Source organism: Rosistilla oblonga (assembly GCF_007751715.1).
Taxonomy (GTDB): domain Bacteria; phylum Planctomycetota; class Planctomycetia; order Pirellulales; family Pirellulaceae; genus Rosistilla; species Rosistilla oblonga.
Genome location: NZ_CP036292.1, coordinates 5548340 through 5565339 on the forward strand (window position 1 = coordinate 5548340; position 17000 = coordinate 5565339).

Consider the following 17000-nt stretch of genomic DNA (forward strand, 5'->3'; position numbering starts at 1 on the left):
GATCGTGACATTTAATTTCGCACCCCCATCACGCCGTAAGATTCTCATGTATCGAAACTTCATGCCTCTTCTAATCGCCTCGCTGATGTTACTTGCGTTCGTCGCGCAACCGGCACCAGCTCAACTGGGCAGCCTGTTTGGGTTCGGCCCCAAGGTCCCGACGATCAGCACCGCCGACCTGAACAAACAATTGACGACACAACGCGACGCGGAAGCTCAGGCGAAAGCTGCCGGAACGGAGGCCCCGGTTGCTGATTTCGTATTGGTCGATGTCCGCACCGATGCCGAAGTGAAGGTCTCAGTGCTCCCTGGCGCGATCACCAAGGCCCAATACGAAAAGAACCAGCAACAATATCAAGGCCGAACCGTGATCGCCTACTGCACCGTCGGCGGCCGCAGCGGAAAATACGCGGCACAGCTGGCGAAGGATGGCGTCGACGTGAAGAACTACAAGGGTAGCATCCTGAAGTGGGTCGACGCCAAGCTGCCGCTGGTCACGTTGGAAGGTCTACCGACCAACCGCGTCCACACCTACAGCGACCGATACAGTGTCCCCGCGGAATACGAACAGGTGACCAAGTGAGCCCGAAGGTCGACGAAGCGTCAACTAAGAACATCGTGCTGCTGGGGATGGGGCATACGAATGCCGATATCGCCCATCGCTGGCAGGAGGATCCGATCCCGGGCTGCCGTTTGACCTGCATCAGCAAATTCCCGACGGCGACCTATTCGGGCATGCTGCCGGGAACGCTGGGCCAGCAATTCCGCGACGATGAGATGCGGATCGATCTTGCCAGCCTGGCCGATCGCGCCGGGGCCGACTTTATCCTGGCCGACACCAGCGGGCTCGATCTCAATGCCGGCCAGATCCACTTTCACGATCACCCGTCGATTCCTTTCGACCTGCTCTCGATCGGCGTCGGTTCGATGCCGGCCGGCTGGGCTGAATATTCCGATTCGCCCCTGATGGTCCCGATCAAACCGATGCAGACGTTCCTGCAGCGTCTCGACGCGCGACTGCAGACCGCCTCGCGATCCGCCGGCGGGCCGATGCGCGTTGCCATCGTGGGCGGCGGCGTCGCCAGCGTCGAGATCGCGTGCTGTCTGCAGGCGCGGGCTGGCAAGAGCGACAACAACCGCCCTTTGGCGATCGAGATCTTCACCAGCAGCGAACATGTCGCTGATGGGATGACGACGCGCAGCATCGACCGCATCGAGCGACTGTTGGAACGACGCGGGATCAACGTTCAACGGTCACGTCGCGTCGTCGAGGTCGGCGAGACCGATCTGGCGACCGACGACGGCCAACGCCACGTTGCCGATTGCGTGATCTGGGCGACCGGCGCTGCTGCCCCGCCGGTTTTGCAGCAGCTCGGCTTGCAGACCGACGACCGCGGCTTCATCGCCACCGCGGCGACCCTCCAGTCGTTAACCGATCCGCGAATCTTTGCCGTCGGCGACGCGGGGACGATCGTCGCTTCACCGTCTCCCAAAGCGGGAGTTTATGCGGTTCGGCAGTGCCCCGTGTTATGGGACAACTTAAATGCGTCGATCGCTGGTCAACCGCTGGATGAATTCGATCCACAATCCGATTTCCTGAAGATCCTCAATACCGGTGACGGCAAGGCGCTGTTGGAGTTCGGTCGCTGGACAGCCCACAGCCGTTGGTGTTGGTGGTTGAAGACATGGATCGATCGGCGGTTCGTGCAAAAATTCCAACGCCCCGATTAACGATTACGCGTGTTGGTTAGGAATCGCTTGGCGGCGTGGCCCTTTCAACTTCATGCGCGACGAATTCACAAGCTGCGAAGCCTTGGGTCCGCCCCGGCGATCGCATATGCTAAACCTATTGGCAATCCACAGACTTTTTCCCTTAATCTATCGCAACGAAGGTTACCCAAAATGACTCGAGTCGAAACGTTGAAGAATCTGCAGACAGCTCTTTCGATGGAACTGACGGCGACGCATCAGTACCAATTACACGCGGGCGTCCTGGACGACTGGGGCATGGATCGATTGGCGACGAAGATGCGTCAAGAGATGCAAGAAGAGATCGGGCATTCGGACGAATACCTGGCCCGAATCCTGTTCTTAAACGGGGAACCCGAACTGGCGCTGCAGAAGACACCCGTCGTTGCCCATTCGCTCAAAGAGATGTTTGAATTGGACCTGGCCGATGAGCGTGAGGCGATCGGTTTTTATTCGGCTGCGGCCCAGAAAGCTGCCGAAGAAGGAGACCTCGGATCGCGGATGCTGTTCGAACGGATCGCGATCGATGAAGAGGGGCACATCGGCTGGCTGGAACTGCAACTGAGCCTGCTGGACCGAATGGGCGAACCGGCTTACATCGCGAAGCACATGTCGGTCGAAGGCGAAGACGAAAACCACTGATCCCGCACGCCGCGTCGGCGGCAAGCGATGCAAATTGCCATCAGTGCTTGATTTGAAACGGGGCCAATTGCCCCGTGGCAGATTGCCAAGCGACCGACTTGTCGCGGATGTTTCCCGACATCGATTGATCGATTCGGCGAAGCAGTTCCTTTAAGTCGCCAATGCTTCCTTCGGCGACCATCTGCACTCGGCGGTCGGGCAAGTTTTGCACCCAACCGGTCACGGCCAGCCCATCGGCTTGCTCGCAGGCGTTGTAGCGAAAGCCAACGCCTTGGACGTGACCGCGGTAAAAGACTTCGATACGTTCCATCGTGGGACTCGATCCGGAGACCGGCTAGGCTCTACGTTTTGTTGCGTCCTAAGATCACGATACACATATCGTCGAACTGGGGCGCATTGCCAGCAAAATCGGAGATCTCCGACAGAATCCGCTCGCCGATCACCTCGGGCTTTCCGCCAGCAAGGACCGCCGCGCGGACGCGTTCCATCCCAAATTCCTCGTCGTTGATGTCCATCGCTTCGTTGATCCCGTCGGTATACATCACCGCCAGGTCGCCCGGTTGGATGGGAATCGTGATACGTTCGTATTCGAACCCGTCCATCACAGCAATTGGAACCCCCGACTCCTCTTCCCCCGGCTCGCTCAACTTGCCATCGGGAGACAACACGATCGGCGGCATGTGCCCCGCGTTAACGATCGTCATCGTGTGCGATTTCGGATCCAACACGACCAACAGGAACGTGACGAACTGCTCGACCGGCAGCGAGCACATTCGCTCGTTCAGTTTATCGATGGCTTTCGCGGGATCGGGTTCGCTAGCCAAACAGAACCGCGTTTCGGCTGACAGCTTGGCCATGTACATCGCCGCAGCGACGCCGTGGCCAACGACATCGGCAACGATGATCCCAACGCGTCCCTCGCCGAGGTCGACGTAATCGAAGTAGTCGCCGCCGATGTGATGCGCGGCGCGATAGAAGCTGTGAAATTCGTAGCCCTCGACATCGGGCGGCGACATCGGCAGGAAGGCGTGCTGGACATCGTTGGCCAACCGCAGATCCTGTTCTACAGCCTGCTGTTGGAGCGCGTTTTCATGCATCTTGGCATTATGGATCGCCACGCCGGCTTGGGTTGCGACCGACGAGAGCAGATCGATATCGATCGCGTTGAATCGATTCTTCTGATCCATCGTGTCGATCTGCAACGCGCCAAAGGCCTTGCCATTGCTGTCGATCAACGGAGCGCAGATCATCGATCGGATGCGGAAGTCGGCGATCGATTCGCTCATCTCAAAGCGTTCGTCGCTGGCGGCGTCCAAGGAGATCATCGGCGTCCCCTCGTTCATCACCTGGCGGATGATCGTGCGACTGATCCGCACGGTTCCCTCTTCTCCCTTGCTGCGATTTTGGGCCCACCGGGGCACCAATTTGCCATCGGGTGTTTCCAACACGATGAAGCCGCGGTCGGCTTGCGGGAAGATCCGGAACAAACTCTCCAGCGTTGCCGGCAGAACCTCGTCCAACACCAATTGCCCGCCCAAGGATCGCGAGATGTCGAGCAACGCGCGCAGCTTGGCATCGGTCCCTGCATCGAGCCGGACGACGCCGCTGCTGTCCTTCTGGACTTCGACCTGGCCGCTGGAAGATTCGAGATCAGCGTCGGCCCCGTCGTCGTCGACAAGGACCACGCCAAAACCGCTGCCGCTGGAATCGTTCAACAGGCCGGTCGACGATTCGGGCCCCATGAAGCCGGGCTGTTCGCCAGTATGAAAACTGAACTCCACCTCGCAGATCCGGATCTGATCTCCCTCGCGGAGCGTATGCAGGCCGCTGATCAGTTGTCCATTAACGAACGTCCCGTTGCGGCTCTTGAGATCCTCCAGCTGGATCAAATCGTCCGACCGCACGATCTTCGCGTGATGACGGCTGACCGCCCCGACTTCGACAACCACTTTGCATTCGGGATGGCGACCGATGATGATTTCGCCTGGCGGAATCTCGTGTCGTGCCCCTTTGGAGGGCCCCGAAATTGTACTTAAGAACGCCATGAATGCTCCGACGCTGATATGCGAACTAAAACGACAGCATTTTAGTCGTTGGCGTTACGCGACGCACCAGGGGAAAGAAGAATCGGCCGCCGCGGCTCAAGATTCTGCAGGCGTGCGGACCAGAGCGTTCAAAGCTTGGAACGAATGCTCCAACATCTGGTCGTAATCGAGATGCTCGATCGACTCGCCGATCAACTCAAGTTCGAAGCTGCCGTCGTAGCCGGCGTCTTCAAAGCATTCGACGATCGCAGCCAAATCCTGCTTGCCTTGGCCCAACAGCAGACGATCCTGTTCGCCCATCGGGACGTGAGCGGCATCGCCCAGTTGAACCAACCGCACCAAAGGCGCGACGTCGGGCAACCATTGGAACAAGTTGGGGTCGTGCCCCAGATGATACGAATCGAAGACCAATCCCAAACCGGGCCAGCTGATCTCGCCGATCGCATCGATCGTGTTTTGGATGTTGTTCAGGAAACAGCCCTGGGTTCCGGCACCGAGATGCATCGGTTCGAGAGCCACGTCCAAGTGCAACGCCGCGGCCGCTTCGCAGACTTCCGTCAGTGCTTGACGCAGCAGACGTCGCGAGTGTGATCCGGTGTGGTTGTTGCGATCGCCCGAGACGACGATCAAACATTCGGCACCCAATTGAGCCGCGAGATCGACGGCATCCAACGCGTCGTGGATGCTGTCGTTGAAACTTCGCCCGTCGCCGCCGGTGAAGCCGCCGGCCCAACCGACCGAAGAGACGCGGAGCCCGTTTTCTTGAATCAGCTCGGCCCCTTTTTCGGTGCCGTATTCAGCCAACTTGGCCCGCCAGATGCCGATCGAATCGAAGCCGTGCTTCGCATATGCGAAGACATCTTCTTCAAACGACCAACGGTAGGTCGACAACTCATTGACGGAAAGTTTAGGCATAATTTCGTCGTGTCGCTGAGGCGGCGTATGTGTTGTGAAGTTCCGAAGATCTTTACATTCGTGCGGCGGACAGTATGCCGGGGAATGAATATCTTGTAAAGAAACATCTGGCATTGAATCGGACAACGACGAAAAATAACGACTTCGTTGATTCGATGATATTGCAATTTGCAGGACGCCTTGAAATTGCTATCGCTCGAAAAACTTCGAGTTTGTTTTCCCGACGTCGGGGACGCGTTTGCAAGCTCTAAACCAACCTCGGAACCGAAAGTCAGATCGCCGATGAGACTCTTCGCAGGCACACAATTCGACATCCCGCCGACATGCGATCGCTGCGGCGCACTCGAACAAGATTGCAAGTGCCCACCGTTGCCGCCGCCCAAACTCGATCCGCAAAAACAGACAGCGCGGCTGATGACCGAAAAGCGAAAACGCGGCAAAGTGGTCACGTTGATCAAAGGTCTGCCCGCCGAAGGAAACGATCTTCCCGCGCTGCTAACAAAACTGAAGTCGCGGTGCGGCGCTGGCGGCACGATCAAAGAGGACCAGCTGGAAATCCAAGGCGATCACCTGGAGACCGCCCGCAGTGTGCTGAGCGAAATTGGCTTCCGCACCAAAGGCTAAACCAGCGAAGAATCCGCAAGGCGATCGAGCGACGGAAACCTTGTGCTAAGCGACACTCATCAACTTCGGTACGGGCAGCGTTCCAACCCTCCTCGCCAGCGCAGTAGACCAACAGGAAACATTGCCCCGCGACAGCGATTCCGAAACAGCCAACCGATCCACGCGGCTGATGACGTGGCAATGGAGACTTTGACAGTCGCATTCCGTGTCGCCACATCGTGCGGTTATGCGCAGTGACGGGAGGTAAACACTCCCCCGTTGTCCGAACCTGAGTTTGCGACGGCCGGATTTGCTTGAGAGCAGTAGCGTCTGCTGCATTGCTATCAATTCCGATCGGACGTCGCGGAGCGGAACGGCTGCAACTGAACCGGCTCGATCGCTTGGGAATCGGCCAAATCGATTGGCGAACAAATGCCGACATTGCCGGTTTCGCTGAATTCTTTGGTTTTGCAAGTCCGATTAATGACTGTTAAGCCGTGCGGCGGAGGTGCTGGACGCGGCTGCAATCCATTAATCTTCGGGACTTGAAATGAGTTTGCTGCCGGTTTCCACGCCACGAACAGCCGATGGGCTGACGCAGCAACGCTTGATTCGTCAGCTGAATACCGACAGCTTGGCGCTGGAAGACCTGTACACGCAGCTGAGCACCGGGCAGCGCGTCAATACGCTCAGCGACGATCCCGCCGCGGCGATCACGGCGATCTCTTTACAAGCATCGCAGGAATATTCGGCAACGATGCTGCGCAACGCGCAATCGGCCGAGGGATATCTGAACGTCACCGATACGGTTTCAGCGACGATCGACAACGCCCTGATCGAAGCTCAAGGGACGATCATCGCCGGTGCTCAGGAACCGCTTGGGGAAGAGGAGCGGGATGCGTATGCGGAGAGTCTGGCGCTAACCATCGATCGCTTGATCACCGCGGCAAATCAGAACTACCGCGGTCACTACGTCTTGGGTGGAGCGATCGACCAATCGCCCCCGCTGGCTCGCGAGGAAGACTTTGTCGTCTGGTCGGGAACTACCGCTTTGCAATCGACGCAAATCAGCAAGGATTGGCTGCTCGATACCGGTATCAACGCGCAAGAGTCGCTGGGAGTCGGGGCGACGATCGCATCGAGCAACGATCTTAATGCAGCGATCACGCGCGACACGCCACTGAGTACGCTGTATGGCGGTGGAGGTGTTACGCCGAGTGTGATCCGAGCCAGCGGCGGCGATGGCTGGACCGATATCGATCTCCGCGCGGCGAAGACGATTGGCGATCTACAAGACGCGCTCAACAACGTCGCCTTGGAGGGACGTCAGCTGGACGTAACGGTGACGTCGACGGGAATCTCGATCGACTATGCCGATGGGCTTGGCGGCACGCTTTCGATCGATGACGTCGGCGAAGGCAAGACGGCAGACCGACTGGGAATCCGGAATCCACTTGGCTTCAGCGGCCTACCGCTGGTTTCTCACAACCTGAATCCCGCGATAACCAAGTCGGTAAATCTGGCGGATACAAATGGTGGAGCGGGGATCGACGTTTCCGCCGGATTTAAGATCAGCCAAGGGAATCGCGAGTTCACCGTCGACCTCAGCCAAGCGGAGACGGTGGAAGACGTGGTTGTGGCGATCAATCTTTCGGGAGCCGACGTGAAGGCGTCGATCGATTCGAAGTCGGGGCAGATTGAAATCGCGGGCCTTGCCGACGGGGTCGATTATTCGATCGGTGAAAACGGCGGTAATGCAGCGGAACTGTTGGGGCTGCGAACCTCTAGCGCCGCGACGAAACTCAGCGAACTCAATCGCGGTCTGGGTTATCAAACCACCGGCGGCACCGACCTCACGATCCAGCGAACCGACGGCAGCATGCTGGAGATCGACGTCGATGGAGCGGAGACGATCGGCGATGTGGTCGATCGAATCAACAACCATGTCGACAACATTGGCCCCAACGCGGTGACCGCCAGTTTGCGAACCGACGGCAATGGGATTCAGTTGCAGAGTATCGCAGGCACTTCGACGTTGACGATTGGTCAGCCCTCGGGCAGCAGCGTCGGAGAGGCGTTGGGATTGATCGCCGCGGGAGATTCGCAAACCGAAGCGGTCGACGAAGCGGGTAACGCCGTGATCCGTGGCGACGACTACAAGCCGGTCGAGACCGGCAGTACGTTGGACACGTTGCTGCGGTTGCAGGTGGCGATTCGAGCTGGTGACATTCCGGAAATCACACGCCTTGCGCCGCAGATGGATCAACATCTTCAGCAATCGGTTCAGATGCGAGCCGATGTGGGTTCGCGGGTGCAGAACTTGAACAACGTCCGCCAGCAGACCGAAGAACTGTCGATCGAACTGTCTGCCCAGCTATCGAATCAGATCGACGCCGACTTTGCCTCGGTGATCAGCGAAATGACGGCGCGGCAACAGGCGATGCAAGCCAGTTTGCAAGTGATCGCGCAGATATCGCAGTTAACCGTATTGAACTTCCTTTAACAGAATTTCCAATGTTGGCGGCGGAAATTGCCGAAAACTAGAAACGGCGACCCTTGGGATTCAGCCGAAAACGAGACTGCGAACTTGCTCTTCGGAGCACGGAAGTGTTAGCCGCGCAGCGTTTACGGTTCAGGCAATTTTGCGAGTCGCTTCCCGCACACCACAAACCTCACGTTTTGGGAATCGCAGTCATGCGTATCAACACCAGCCGCTTCGGAACGCTCGACCTGGCAGAAAACGAACTGTTCAACTTCCCTCAAGGATTGATCGGTCTCGAATCGCTAAAGGTATGGTGCTTGGTTCCCGATCCGACCAGCCCCGCCGTCGCTTGGCTGCAATCGGTATCGCGAGCGACTCAAGCCGTGGCGGTGATCAGCCCACGAGCGTTTGTCGAAAACTATCGAGCCTGCGTCTCGTCGCGCGATCTGGGAACGCTGCAGATTCGCCCCCAAGATCGAACCTACATCGTGACAACTGTCGCCGGTCACGTCGGTCGCCTGACCACCAACTTGCAAGCTCCGATCGTGATCAACCTCGATCGCCAACTCGGTTGCCAAGTCGTCGCGACCGACGATCAACCGCTCCGATTTGCACTGCACATCGCGTTTGAACACCGCGCCGCGGCGTAACGCGTCTATTAAGGATACGGATGCGATCCGCCGAGGTCGCACTCTGACGGCGACAGCAAGGCATCGATCTGCTGTCGCCTTGCGTTCCAACGCTCCGCGGGCTCTCCAGCAAGTCTCGCACTCCTGGCATCGGACCGATCCGGTCCCTCTACCGTGCCACGAGGAAAGCATTCCCCACCAGGCAAACAACAGCCAGCGACGGAATGGGCTGCTGCGGAATGGATGCTTCTATCGGCTGTCGACACTCGATCGAACCAGAATCCCGAGAACCCTCCGCCAGCCTCTTCGGTGGCGCGAGCTGCATTGCCAATCCGCAAAGCAGCTCTCTTCTAATACTTCACTTGGTTGAGCTCTCACCGAGGACCGCATCAACGGCCGTCGGGTGCAGCAAGCACCTGCGGAATGTGCATCGCGAGTCGATTCTCCCGCCAGGCTAGCCCAAAATTCGTGCCAGCAGGACAGCTTCCCACCGCCCGCATCGACATCGCAGAAAATGGCAGCAGCCCCAAGCAAGGGATAAGAATGTTGCAATATGACCGGCATTCTGTGATAATTGAAGCCCCACCCGCACGACGCCCCCCACCGCTCCGATCGAGGCTGTCAAATTGTTTCGAATCCTTCCCTTGCTCTGCCTCAGCCTATTCGCAGTCATCGATCTGCAGTTCGCGGTTGCCCAGCCGGAGATCTCGGCGCAAGAGCGAAGGTTTTTCGAGACCAAGATCCGGCCGGTTTTGGTCGAGCATTGTTACGGTTGCCACAGCGTCGAAGCCGACGAAATTGGCGGTAAGCTGCTGCTCGATAGCCAGGCAGCGATGATGAAAGGGGGAGAGTCGGGACCAGCCTTGCTGCCCAGCGATCCCGAGAACAGCCTGATCATTCAAGCCTTGCGATACGACGAGGGCGCATCGGCGATGCCTCCCGATGCTCCGTTGCCCGAGACGGTCGTCGGCGATTTTGTCCGTTGGGTTTCCCGTGGCGCAGCCGATCCGCGGATCGAAGCGACGACACATCCCACCGATGATGAACTCGATCGCGAATCGCTGTGGTCGTTTCAACCACGCCGTTCACCTCTGCCGCCGCAGATTGCCGACGCCTCGTGGGCTCTCGATCCATTGGACCATTTTGTCGGTGCGCGGCTGGAATCCGAAGGGCTGCATCCGACGACAGATGCTCCACCCGAAACTCTCGTTCGGCGTCTGTATGTCGACTTGATTGGACTACCACCAACCAACGATCAAGCTGCTGCCTTTATCGCCGATTGCGAGCATGATCGCAGCGGTGCAATTCGTCGCTTGGTCGATCGCCTGCTCTCCTCGCCACAGTTCGGGATTCGCTGGGGACGCCATTGGTTGGACGTCGCGCGTTATGGAGAATCCAACGGCAACGATGGACTGGGACGCAACGCGAGCATGCCCAATGCGTGGCGTTACCGCGACTATGTCATCGACGCGATGAACCGCGACACGCCCTACGACCGCTTCTTAACCGAACAGATCGCCGGTGACCTGTTGCCCGCCGAGACGGCTGACCAGCGGAATCGGAATCTCATCGCGACCGGATTCCTCGCTATCGGTTCGAAGCCAGCCGTCGCGATGAACAAAAATTTCGCGATGGACATCGTCGACGATCAGATCAACGCGGTCTGCACGGCGACGATTGGATTGAGTGTCGCATGTGCGCGTTGCCACGATCACAAACACGATCCGATCCCCACCCGCGATTACTACGCCTTGGCGGGAATCTTCTCCAGCACCGAAACGCTCTACGGCTTAGCGGGGAATGAACCGCTGACCGCTCCGCCAACACCGCTCCATCCGCTCCGTGACCAATGGATGACGGAGAGCGAGGATCGGGATGCCCGCAGCACTTCGCCGATTTTCCCCGCCAGCTATCCGCAAGCGATCGAGAGCCTCGATCCGTTGATCTACAGCTCTTTGGAATCGGTTCCGGAGAAATTGAAAGCCGAAGATGTCGGAGGTTTTTCACCGAAGAACTTTGCCGCACTCAAGGGGAGTCGCTTGATTGGGAAACTGCCCACCGCGGACGTCTCCTACAGCGTCGCGTTTTGGTTCAAAAACGAATCACCCAACGGAAGTCGCCCGATCACGGCGTATCTGTTTTCCCGTGGCATGCTGAACGACAAAAACAACCCTGGCGATCATCTAGGAATTGGCGGTACCCACAAGAAGTCGCGGATGGGCAAGTTGTTCGTTTTCAATGGGAACGCTGGGAAGAAAAGTGTTGCCGGATCGACGGTGATTCAGCCGCAGACGTGGAACCATATTGCGATGGTCCGCCGAGACGCGGAGGTCCAAGTCTTCCTCAACGGACGATTGGAAATCGAAGCAACGATTCCAGCCACGTTTGGTGATTCGCTCGATTTCTGCTTCGCCGCTCGCAGCGAAAAGTTTGCTCCACTGAACGGCAACATGGCGCATCTCGCTCTGTTTCAAAGAGCTCTCTCAACTAAAGAAGCGAACGATTTATACCTCGCGGCGGACCAGCCCGAACCGCCACGAACCTTGGGTTGGGCGATGGGCGTGCGCGAACGCAAACCGGAAAAAATCGTCGACAGCAAAGTCCATATCGATGGGCAGACGGGCAAATATGGCCCGCAGGTCCCTCGAGGCACTCTGACCGCTTATCGCCAATTCGTCGACGCGGATGATCCGACCATTGGACTCAGTGCCAACATCGCAGAGGAATTGCAGATCGCTCCGGAGCGCAGCGGACGATTGGAGCTGGCGCGATGGCTGACCGATCCCTCCCATCCCCAAACCGCTCGCGTGATGGTGAATCGGATCTGGCTGCATTTGATGGGGCGCGGGATTGTGTCGACGCCCGACGATTTCGGTGTTTATGGCGGCCGACCATCGCACCCCGAATTACTCGACCACCTGGCGAACCGATTCGTCGATTCCGGTTGGTCGATCAAGCAACTGATCCGAGCAATCGTTCTCAGCCGGACCTACCAATTGCACAGCGCCTGCGAACCATCGCTGGCCGCCGCGGATCCCGAGAACCTTCTGTACGGGCGACACCTGTCGCGGCGGCTCGATGCCGAATCGATCCGAGACAGCATGTTATTGGCTAGCGGAGAACTCGATTTTGCTCAAGGACAAGGTTCCGCGATCGAGGAGACGGTTGCGTTGATCAATTGGCCGCTGGGCGCATCATCGAACCTCCATCGCCCCAGCAATCATCGCAGCGTCTATCTGTGCATGTTGCGACACGCGCCCCCCGCAGAACTGTCCGCCTTCGATCTGCCCGACGGGATTGGCGTGATGGGCCAGCGGAACGTGACGACGTTACCGACACAGTCGTTGTTCTTCATGAACAGCCCGTTTGTCGTGGCTCAGTCCGAACGACTTGCCGAACGATTGATGGCCAGTGGAGGAGACGACGACTCCAAAGTTCGGCTGCTATTCCAGACCACCCTCCAACGCCCACCTTCCCCACTTGAATTGAAACAAGCGGTGGCGTTGGTGCTGCAAACCGAGACCTCGTTCCCATCGGAAATCGATTTGCCGCACCGACAGCAGAAGGCGTGGGCCAGCCTCTGCCAAGCCTTGTTCACCTCCAACGAGTTTCGCTATGTCGACTAACAACAACTCCGTTGCCATCGCTACGCGGCGGCAGATGCTGCAAACCACATCCTTCGGCTTTGGGTTTCTGGCGTTGCAATCGCTGTGCCAGCAAGCCGTCGCTGCAGCTCCGGCAGCATCCGCCACAGCTGGCATCACCACTAGCGTCCCGCGGGCGCGTCGCGTGATCTTTTTGTGCATGAGCGGCGGGCCGGCGCAGATGGACACGTTCGACTACAAACCGCAAACGGGAAAGAAGAAACACGCCGGGTCGGTCTTCGATTTTAGCCAGCATGGCGAAAATGGAATCTGGGTCTCGGAGCTGTTGCCCGAAACGGCCCGGCATATCGATCGGATGTGTATCATCAACGGGATGCATGCCGATACGGGAAACCACGCCCAATCGTTTCTCCAACTGCACACCGGCGAACGACTCCGCAAACGTCCCAGCATGGGATCTTGGATCTCTTACGGGTTGGGGACCGAAAACGAAAACCTGCCAGGCTTTATCAGCCTCAACGCATCGAAGCCCTCGGTCTATTCCAGCAGCTTCCTGCCGACAGAGTTCGAAGGGACGCCGATCGGCACCAATGGCGAGGACATGTCCCAAGCGACGATCCGCGATATCGCCAGCCAGCACCTGCCCCACTCGGCCCGGCGGCAGCAGATCGATTTTGTCCAAGCGATGAACCGTCAGCATGCCACCGGGCGCGTCGATCAGTCCAATCTGAACGGCGTGATCGAATCGATGGAACTCGCTTTCCGGATGCAAAGTAGCGCTCCCGATCTGTTGGACCTTTCCAACGAAACCGAAGCGACGCTACAGCGTTACCGCGTTGGCAAAAAGTTGTCCGTCGGCACCTGTCGTCCCACCGACTTCGGGCGGCAGTGTCTGCTGGCCCGACGCTTTGCCGAAGCGGGAGTGCGATTCATCGAGGTGAATCATGGCGGCTGGGATCAACATAAGAATCATCGTCGCGACCTGAAAGCCAATTGTGAAACCATCGACGCGCCGATCGCTGCGTTGTTGGAAGATCTCGCCGCGCGAGGAATGTTGGAAGACACGCTGTTGGTTTGGGGAGGCGAATTTGGCCGGCCGGGTCTGGTTCCCGACAACGGTAAAGACGAAACCGGTCACAATCATCGTGGGTTCACATTTTGGTTGGCCGGCGGTGGCGTCAAGGCTGGATACGTTCACGGCCGAACCGACGACACCGGTTCCCGAGCCGTAGAAGGCAAGGTTCACTTCCGCGACCTACACGCAACGGTCCTGCACGCATTGGGGCTCGATGCCAATCAAATGACCTACCAACACGCCGGCCGCGCCCACCGACTGACCGGCCCCGAAGGTGGCCAAGTCATCCACGATCTGTTTGCTTGAAACGCGATGGCGTTCTAAACGCCAAACTTCCGGAGTTTGCCCCAGTCGAGCGCCCGGTCCGTCGAAGCATGGCCACAAGGGGCGGGCCCACTTTTATCGATCGACAACGGTATCATAATCCCTCCGCGTCTCACGGCGACCGATCGAGGGTCCTTTGCAACGCCGAATTCAGCCCGGGATCGTCGAGCTTCGCAAGGGCTGCTTGCAGAACGCTGTGTGTGGTGGAAGGCTGAAATACGGAGTGGGTCATATCTTTGTCCGTGGGAGCGCCCAAGGCGTAACGACCGATGAGCCGTCCATTCTCACGAAAGGTGAAACCACAGGGTGCAGGACGCGTCGGGCAGAGGACATCGAACAACTCCGGTCCGTTCATGTTGCTGCCATAGATTGAGCTACCAACACTCCGTACCGTTTGCGATTGCCAATCGATCGGCGACGCAAAGTTCGCGATCGGATGGCGCGAGCGATCGACCGTGAAACAGCCCGACAAGACTGGCTGGAAGATCTGTGGCCGATAGTCGACGGGAGCCAATTGAACAGCGACCAAGCCGCGAGCACCGCGAATGTGATAGATCGCAGAGCCGGTCTCATAGGCATCCAACGGCTCGGTCACCGACTTCGGGTAATCCGTCGATTCCAACGTGATCTCTCGCGTTTGACCGTCACCCAATGTGAGCGTCGCGCTGACCGCCGGCTTCGCCTTATTGTCCACCTGCCCGATCAATTTCACAGGACCGATCTGCAGGACATCCAGCGGCACCTGCTTCGACTTCCCCGATTCATCTCGCACCCTTGCCACACATGCATATCCTTTTTCGATGTACCCAGCAATGCTATCCGGTCCAAGCAGTAACGCCTGATCTTCGTGGACGGCAACAACCGCAGTCGTCAGCGGATAGATTCCACCATGTTGGCTGCCGATGTTGTCTTTGCCTGGATTGATGTAGCAGTCGATCCGCACCAACGAAGCCGGATCAACTCCTGTACTGTTCGGCGTGAGCCAAGTTTTCGCTAGCTCGACGAAGTCCGCAAGCCGCTTCTGTGTGAGCAAGCCCGTTCGCGCACCAATCAACTGGCGGTCCTTCATCAACACAAAATGTGTCGCGGCGGGCGCAGTAACCTTCCGCCACTTCCGCTGCGGTAGTTCGACAAACACCACCGATGCGGCTTCGGTCACCGATTTCGCGACGGGCAACATTTGAACGCTGATGTCGGAATCGTTGCTGAACATCACCAGCGCCGTGCCGACCTCGGGCAACTGTTCCAGGAAATCGTTCCAGTCTGGGAGTTTCTCCTCGGCAACAATCTGCGTTTTCTGTTCAGCCAGATGCCGTTTCGTTTCCCATTTGTCCGACAGCGTCGAAGTTTTGTCGGGCTGCACGCGACTGCATTCCAACAGCGTGACACGTTTGCCGGGGACAAACGTTTGAGGCCGAAAGTCTTTGTCGGCGATGGCAGAGCCGGAGTTCGCCATGCAGATTCTCAGGCTGGATTCGTCGACCTGTAGGAGACCGTGTTGCGTCTCTGCATCCCCGTTGGGGTCGACAACAAGTTCCACCTGCCAAACGGGACTTGCATCGTTTTTTATGCGAATTTGAATCGGACTGCCTACCTCCTCCGATCTCGAGACGCAACGCAATATTTGTCCATCGATCACCAGCTCAAGTTGAGGTTCGGTATCCGCCTGGTCTTCCCCGGCAATGTTATGAACATCGACGTGCCACCGTCCTTGAAGCATCCGCAGCGCCTGCTGATTACTTTCCGCAGGCGGGACCGAAGCATACGGCATCGATGGCAATCCGTTGCCGTTTGCCTGCGGGCTTGAAGGCAGGACGCTTGGACTGTTGCTGGGTGCGATGGGGGATGGTTGCGAAGGTTGGAGCGTTGTTGCACCAGCGAACTCCATCAGCTCCGCGTCGGATCCAATTTGCGAGATCTTCCACCGCCCATCCTCTAAGTGCAATTCAACTGATTCCGTTTTGCAAACCGTTTGAACGATGGGCGAAGATTTCTGAGTTGCTGTCGCACGAACTCCGTCGATCACAAGCTTCCATTCGGAGGCAACCGTTTGCTGGTTGTCATTTTCGTTGGCATCCATTGCACTCACGGCATCGAGTATTGCGGCACAGAACACTCTGGGATCGGCCAGCATCCCACTCGATTGGCGCAACACCTGAGCATACTCACCGGGTGCGAATTGAGGTGGTTTCACGGGCGTTCCATCCGGCCCGATCGCCCCCAATTGAAAAAGGACCGGATGCAACATACTGGCCAGCTTTCCCATTGCGGCAACCGATTCGGATGATGGATTGGAACGCATGAAGCCGTTGCAACTTTCAACGATCGATTTGATCTGTTGCGTCTCCTCGGGCGACTGCCCCGTGGCTTCCATTAATCCCAGCATGTTGCCCATTATTGTCACCGACTGCAGCAGCATTCCGGCCAGCAATTCCGCCCCCTCGTCAGAGAACAGCCCGACGTAGGCTTCGTAATCCTTCTCTTTCAAACAACGCTCCATTGCCTCCAGAACAGTCTGGGGAGTTCGAAATTGCTCGGGAACGTCCAGTAACATCTTGACGCGGTGCGCGATGATATCTTCTGAATTCGATTGCCGCATTTTGATCTGAGCGCGGCTTGCAGCAATCTTCGCCTCAGCTTCGGCCAGTTGCGCTTTGTGCAGTTTCTGTTGCAGATCAAACGATTCCTGAACCGCGTCGATCAATTGCTGCGTGAGTGCTTCGAATTCCGCAAGCTGTGTATCATCGGCCTGTCGTGCCACCACCAACTGTCCGGCAATTTGATTTGCCAGCGCGTTGGAGGCAGCAACTTGCGTTTGCAAAGCACCGATGGATCCAGGCTGCTTCGAGTCCTGAGGCGAATCCGATTGGGCAAAGCAAACTGTTGCACCGATCAATATCAGCAGAGAGGTTAATGTGATGTTTCGCATGT

At 57.8% G+C, this 17000-nt stretch carries 12 protein-coding genes; 8 read left to right on the top strand and 4 right to left on the bottom strand.

Annotated features, from left to right (window positions below):
* Positions 1-61: 61 nt before the first annotated feature.
* From CA51_RS19635 to CA51_RS19645, 3 genes are all read left to right on the top strand, one after another.
* Positions 62-583: a rhodanese-like domain-containing protein gene (locus CA51_RS19635; protein WP_231745794.1), complete on the top strand. Its 522-nt coding sequence runs from the start codon at positions 62-64 to the stop codon at positions 581-583.
* The gene (locus tag CA51_RS19640) at positions 580-1731 is read left to right on the top strand and encodes an FAD-dependent oxidoreductase (protein WP_231745795.1); all 1152 of its coding nucleotides are present in this window, start codon (positions 580-582) and stop codon (positions 1729-1731) included. The genes CA51_RS19635 and CA51_RS19640 overlap by 4 nt, the downstream gene beginning before the upstream one ends.
* A 171-nt stretch (positions 1732-1902) precedes the next feature.
* The gene (locus CA51_RS19645; RefSeq protein ID WP_145122895.1) at positions 1903-2391 is read left to right on the top strand and encodes a bacterioferritin; all 489 of its coding nucleotides are present in this window, start codon (positions 1903-1905) and stop codon (positions 2389-2391) included.
* Positions 2392-2431: 40 nt separating this feature from the next.
* Here the strand turns inward: CA51_RS19645 and CA51_RS19650 are convergent, their stop codons facing one another.
* The 3 genes from CA51_RS19650 to CA51_RS19660 all read right to left on the bottom strand — a co-directional run bounded on the left by CA51_RS19650 (position 2432) and on the right by CA51_RS19660 (position 5351).
* Positions 2432-2701 carry an acylphosphatase gene (locus CA51_RS19650; RefSeq protein ID WP_145122896.1) on the bottom strand — a complete coding sequence of 90 codons (270 nt, stop codon included), beginning with the start codon at positions 2699-2701 and terminating at the stop codon, positions 2432-2434.
* Positions 2702-2732: 31 nt separating this feature from the next.
* Entirely contained in the window at positions 2733-4436 is a 1704-nt protein-coding gene (locus CA51_RS19655) for a SpoIIE family protein phosphatase (protein ID WP_145122897.1), read from the bottom strand.
* A 96-nt stretch (positions 4437-4532) separates the two neighbouring features.
* The gene (locus tag CA51_RS19660; RefSeq protein WP_197451326.1) at positions 4533-5351 is read right to left on the bottom strand and encodes a sugar phosphate isomerase/epimerase family protein; all 819 of its coding nucleotides are present in this window, start codon (positions 5349-5351) and stop codon (positions 4533-4535) included.
* Positions 5352-5633: 282 nt separating this feature from the next.
* Between CA51_RS19660 and CA51_RS19665 the strand changes: the two genes are divergently transcribed.
* From CA51_RS19665 to CA51_RS19685, 5 genes are all read left to right on the top strand, one after another.
* On the top strand, positions 5634-5975 hold the full coding sequence (locus tag CA51_RS19665) for a translation initiation factor (RefSeq protein WP_145122899.1): 342 nt from the start codon (positions 5634-5636) through the stop codon (positions 5973-5975).
* A 529-nt stretch (positions 5976-6504) separates the two neighbouring features.
* Positions 6505-8457, top strand: coding sequence for a flagellin hook IN motif-containing protein (locus CA51_RS19670; RefSeq protein ID WP_145122900.1), 1953 nt, complete (start codon positions 6505-6507; stop codon positions 8455-8457).
* A gap of 191 nt (positions 8458-8648) precedes the next feature.
* Positions 8649-9086: a flagellar assembly protein FliW gene (gene fliW / locus CA51_RS19675; protein ID WP_145122901.1), complete on the top strand. Its 438-nt coding sequence runs from the start codon at positions 8649-8651 to the stop codon at positions 9084-9086.
* A gap of 605 nt (positions 9087-9691) precedes the next feature.
* Positions 9692-12691 (top strand): DUF1553 domain-containing protein, encoded by a 3000-nt coding sequence (locus tag CA51_RS19680; RefSeq protein ID WP_231745796.1) that lies wholly within the window; start codon positions 9692-9694, stop codon positions 12689-12691.
* Positions 12681-14051: a DUF1501 domain-containing protein gene (locus CA51_RS19685; RefSeq protein ID WP_145122902.1), complete on the top strand. Its 1371-nt coding sequence runs from the start codon at positions 12681-12683 to the stop codon at positions 14049-14051. Before CA51_RS19680 ends, CA51_RS19685 begins: the two co-directional genes overlap by 11 nt.
* Positions 14052-14181: 130 nt before the next feature.
* On the opposite strand, the gene CA51_RS19690 is transcribed toward CA51_RS19685, so the two are convergent.
* A complete protein-coding gene (locus CA51_RS19690) occupies positions 14182-16998 on the bottom strand; it encodes a hypothetical protein (protein WP_145122903.1) in 2817 nt (938 codons plus the stop codon).
* Between the last annotated feature and the right edge of the window lie 2 nt (positions 16999-17000).

Bases quoted from the DNA above. Each gene is read 5' to 3' on its own strand.
- CA51_RS19665 (WP_145122899.1), top strand. From the start codon at position 5,634: ATGAGACTCTTCGCAGGCACACAATTCGACATCCCGCCGACATGCGAT.
- CA51_RS19690 (WP_145122903.1), bottom strand. From the start codon at position 16,998: ATGCGAAACATCACATTAACCTCTCTGCTGATATTGATCGGTGCAACA.
- CA51_RS19650 (WP_145122896.1), bottom strand. From the start codon at position 2,701: ATGGAACGTATCGAAGTCTTTTACCGCGGTCACGTCCAAGGCGTTGGC.
- CA51_RS19660 (WP_197451326.1), bottom strand. From the start codon at position 5,351: ATGCCTAAACTTTCCGTCAATGAGTTGTCGACCTACCGTTGGTCGTTT.
- CA51_RS19635 (WP_231745794.1), top strand. From the start codon at position 62: ATGCCTCTTCTAATCGCCTCGCTGATGTTACTTGCGTTCGTCGCGCAA.
- CA51_RS19670 (WP_145122900.1), top strand. From the start codon at position 6,505: ATGAGTTTGCTGCCGGTTTCCACGCCACGAACAGCCGATGGGCTGACG.
- CA51_RS19645 (WP_145122895.1), top strand. From the start codon at position 1,903: ATGACTCGAGTCGAAACGTTGAAGAATCTGCAGACAGCTCTTTCGATG.
- CA51_RS19685 (WP_145122902.1), top strand. From the start codon at position 12,681: ATGTCGACTAACAACAACTCCGTTGCCATCGCTACGCGGCGGCAGATG.
- fliW (WP_145122901.1), top strand. From the start codon at position 8,649: ATGCGTATCAACACCAGCCGCTTCGGAACGCTCGACCTGGCAGAAAAC.
- CA51_RS19655 (WP_145122897.1), bottom strand. From the start codon at position 4,436: ATGGCGTTCTTAAGTACAATTTCGGGGCCCTCCAAAGGGGCACGACAC.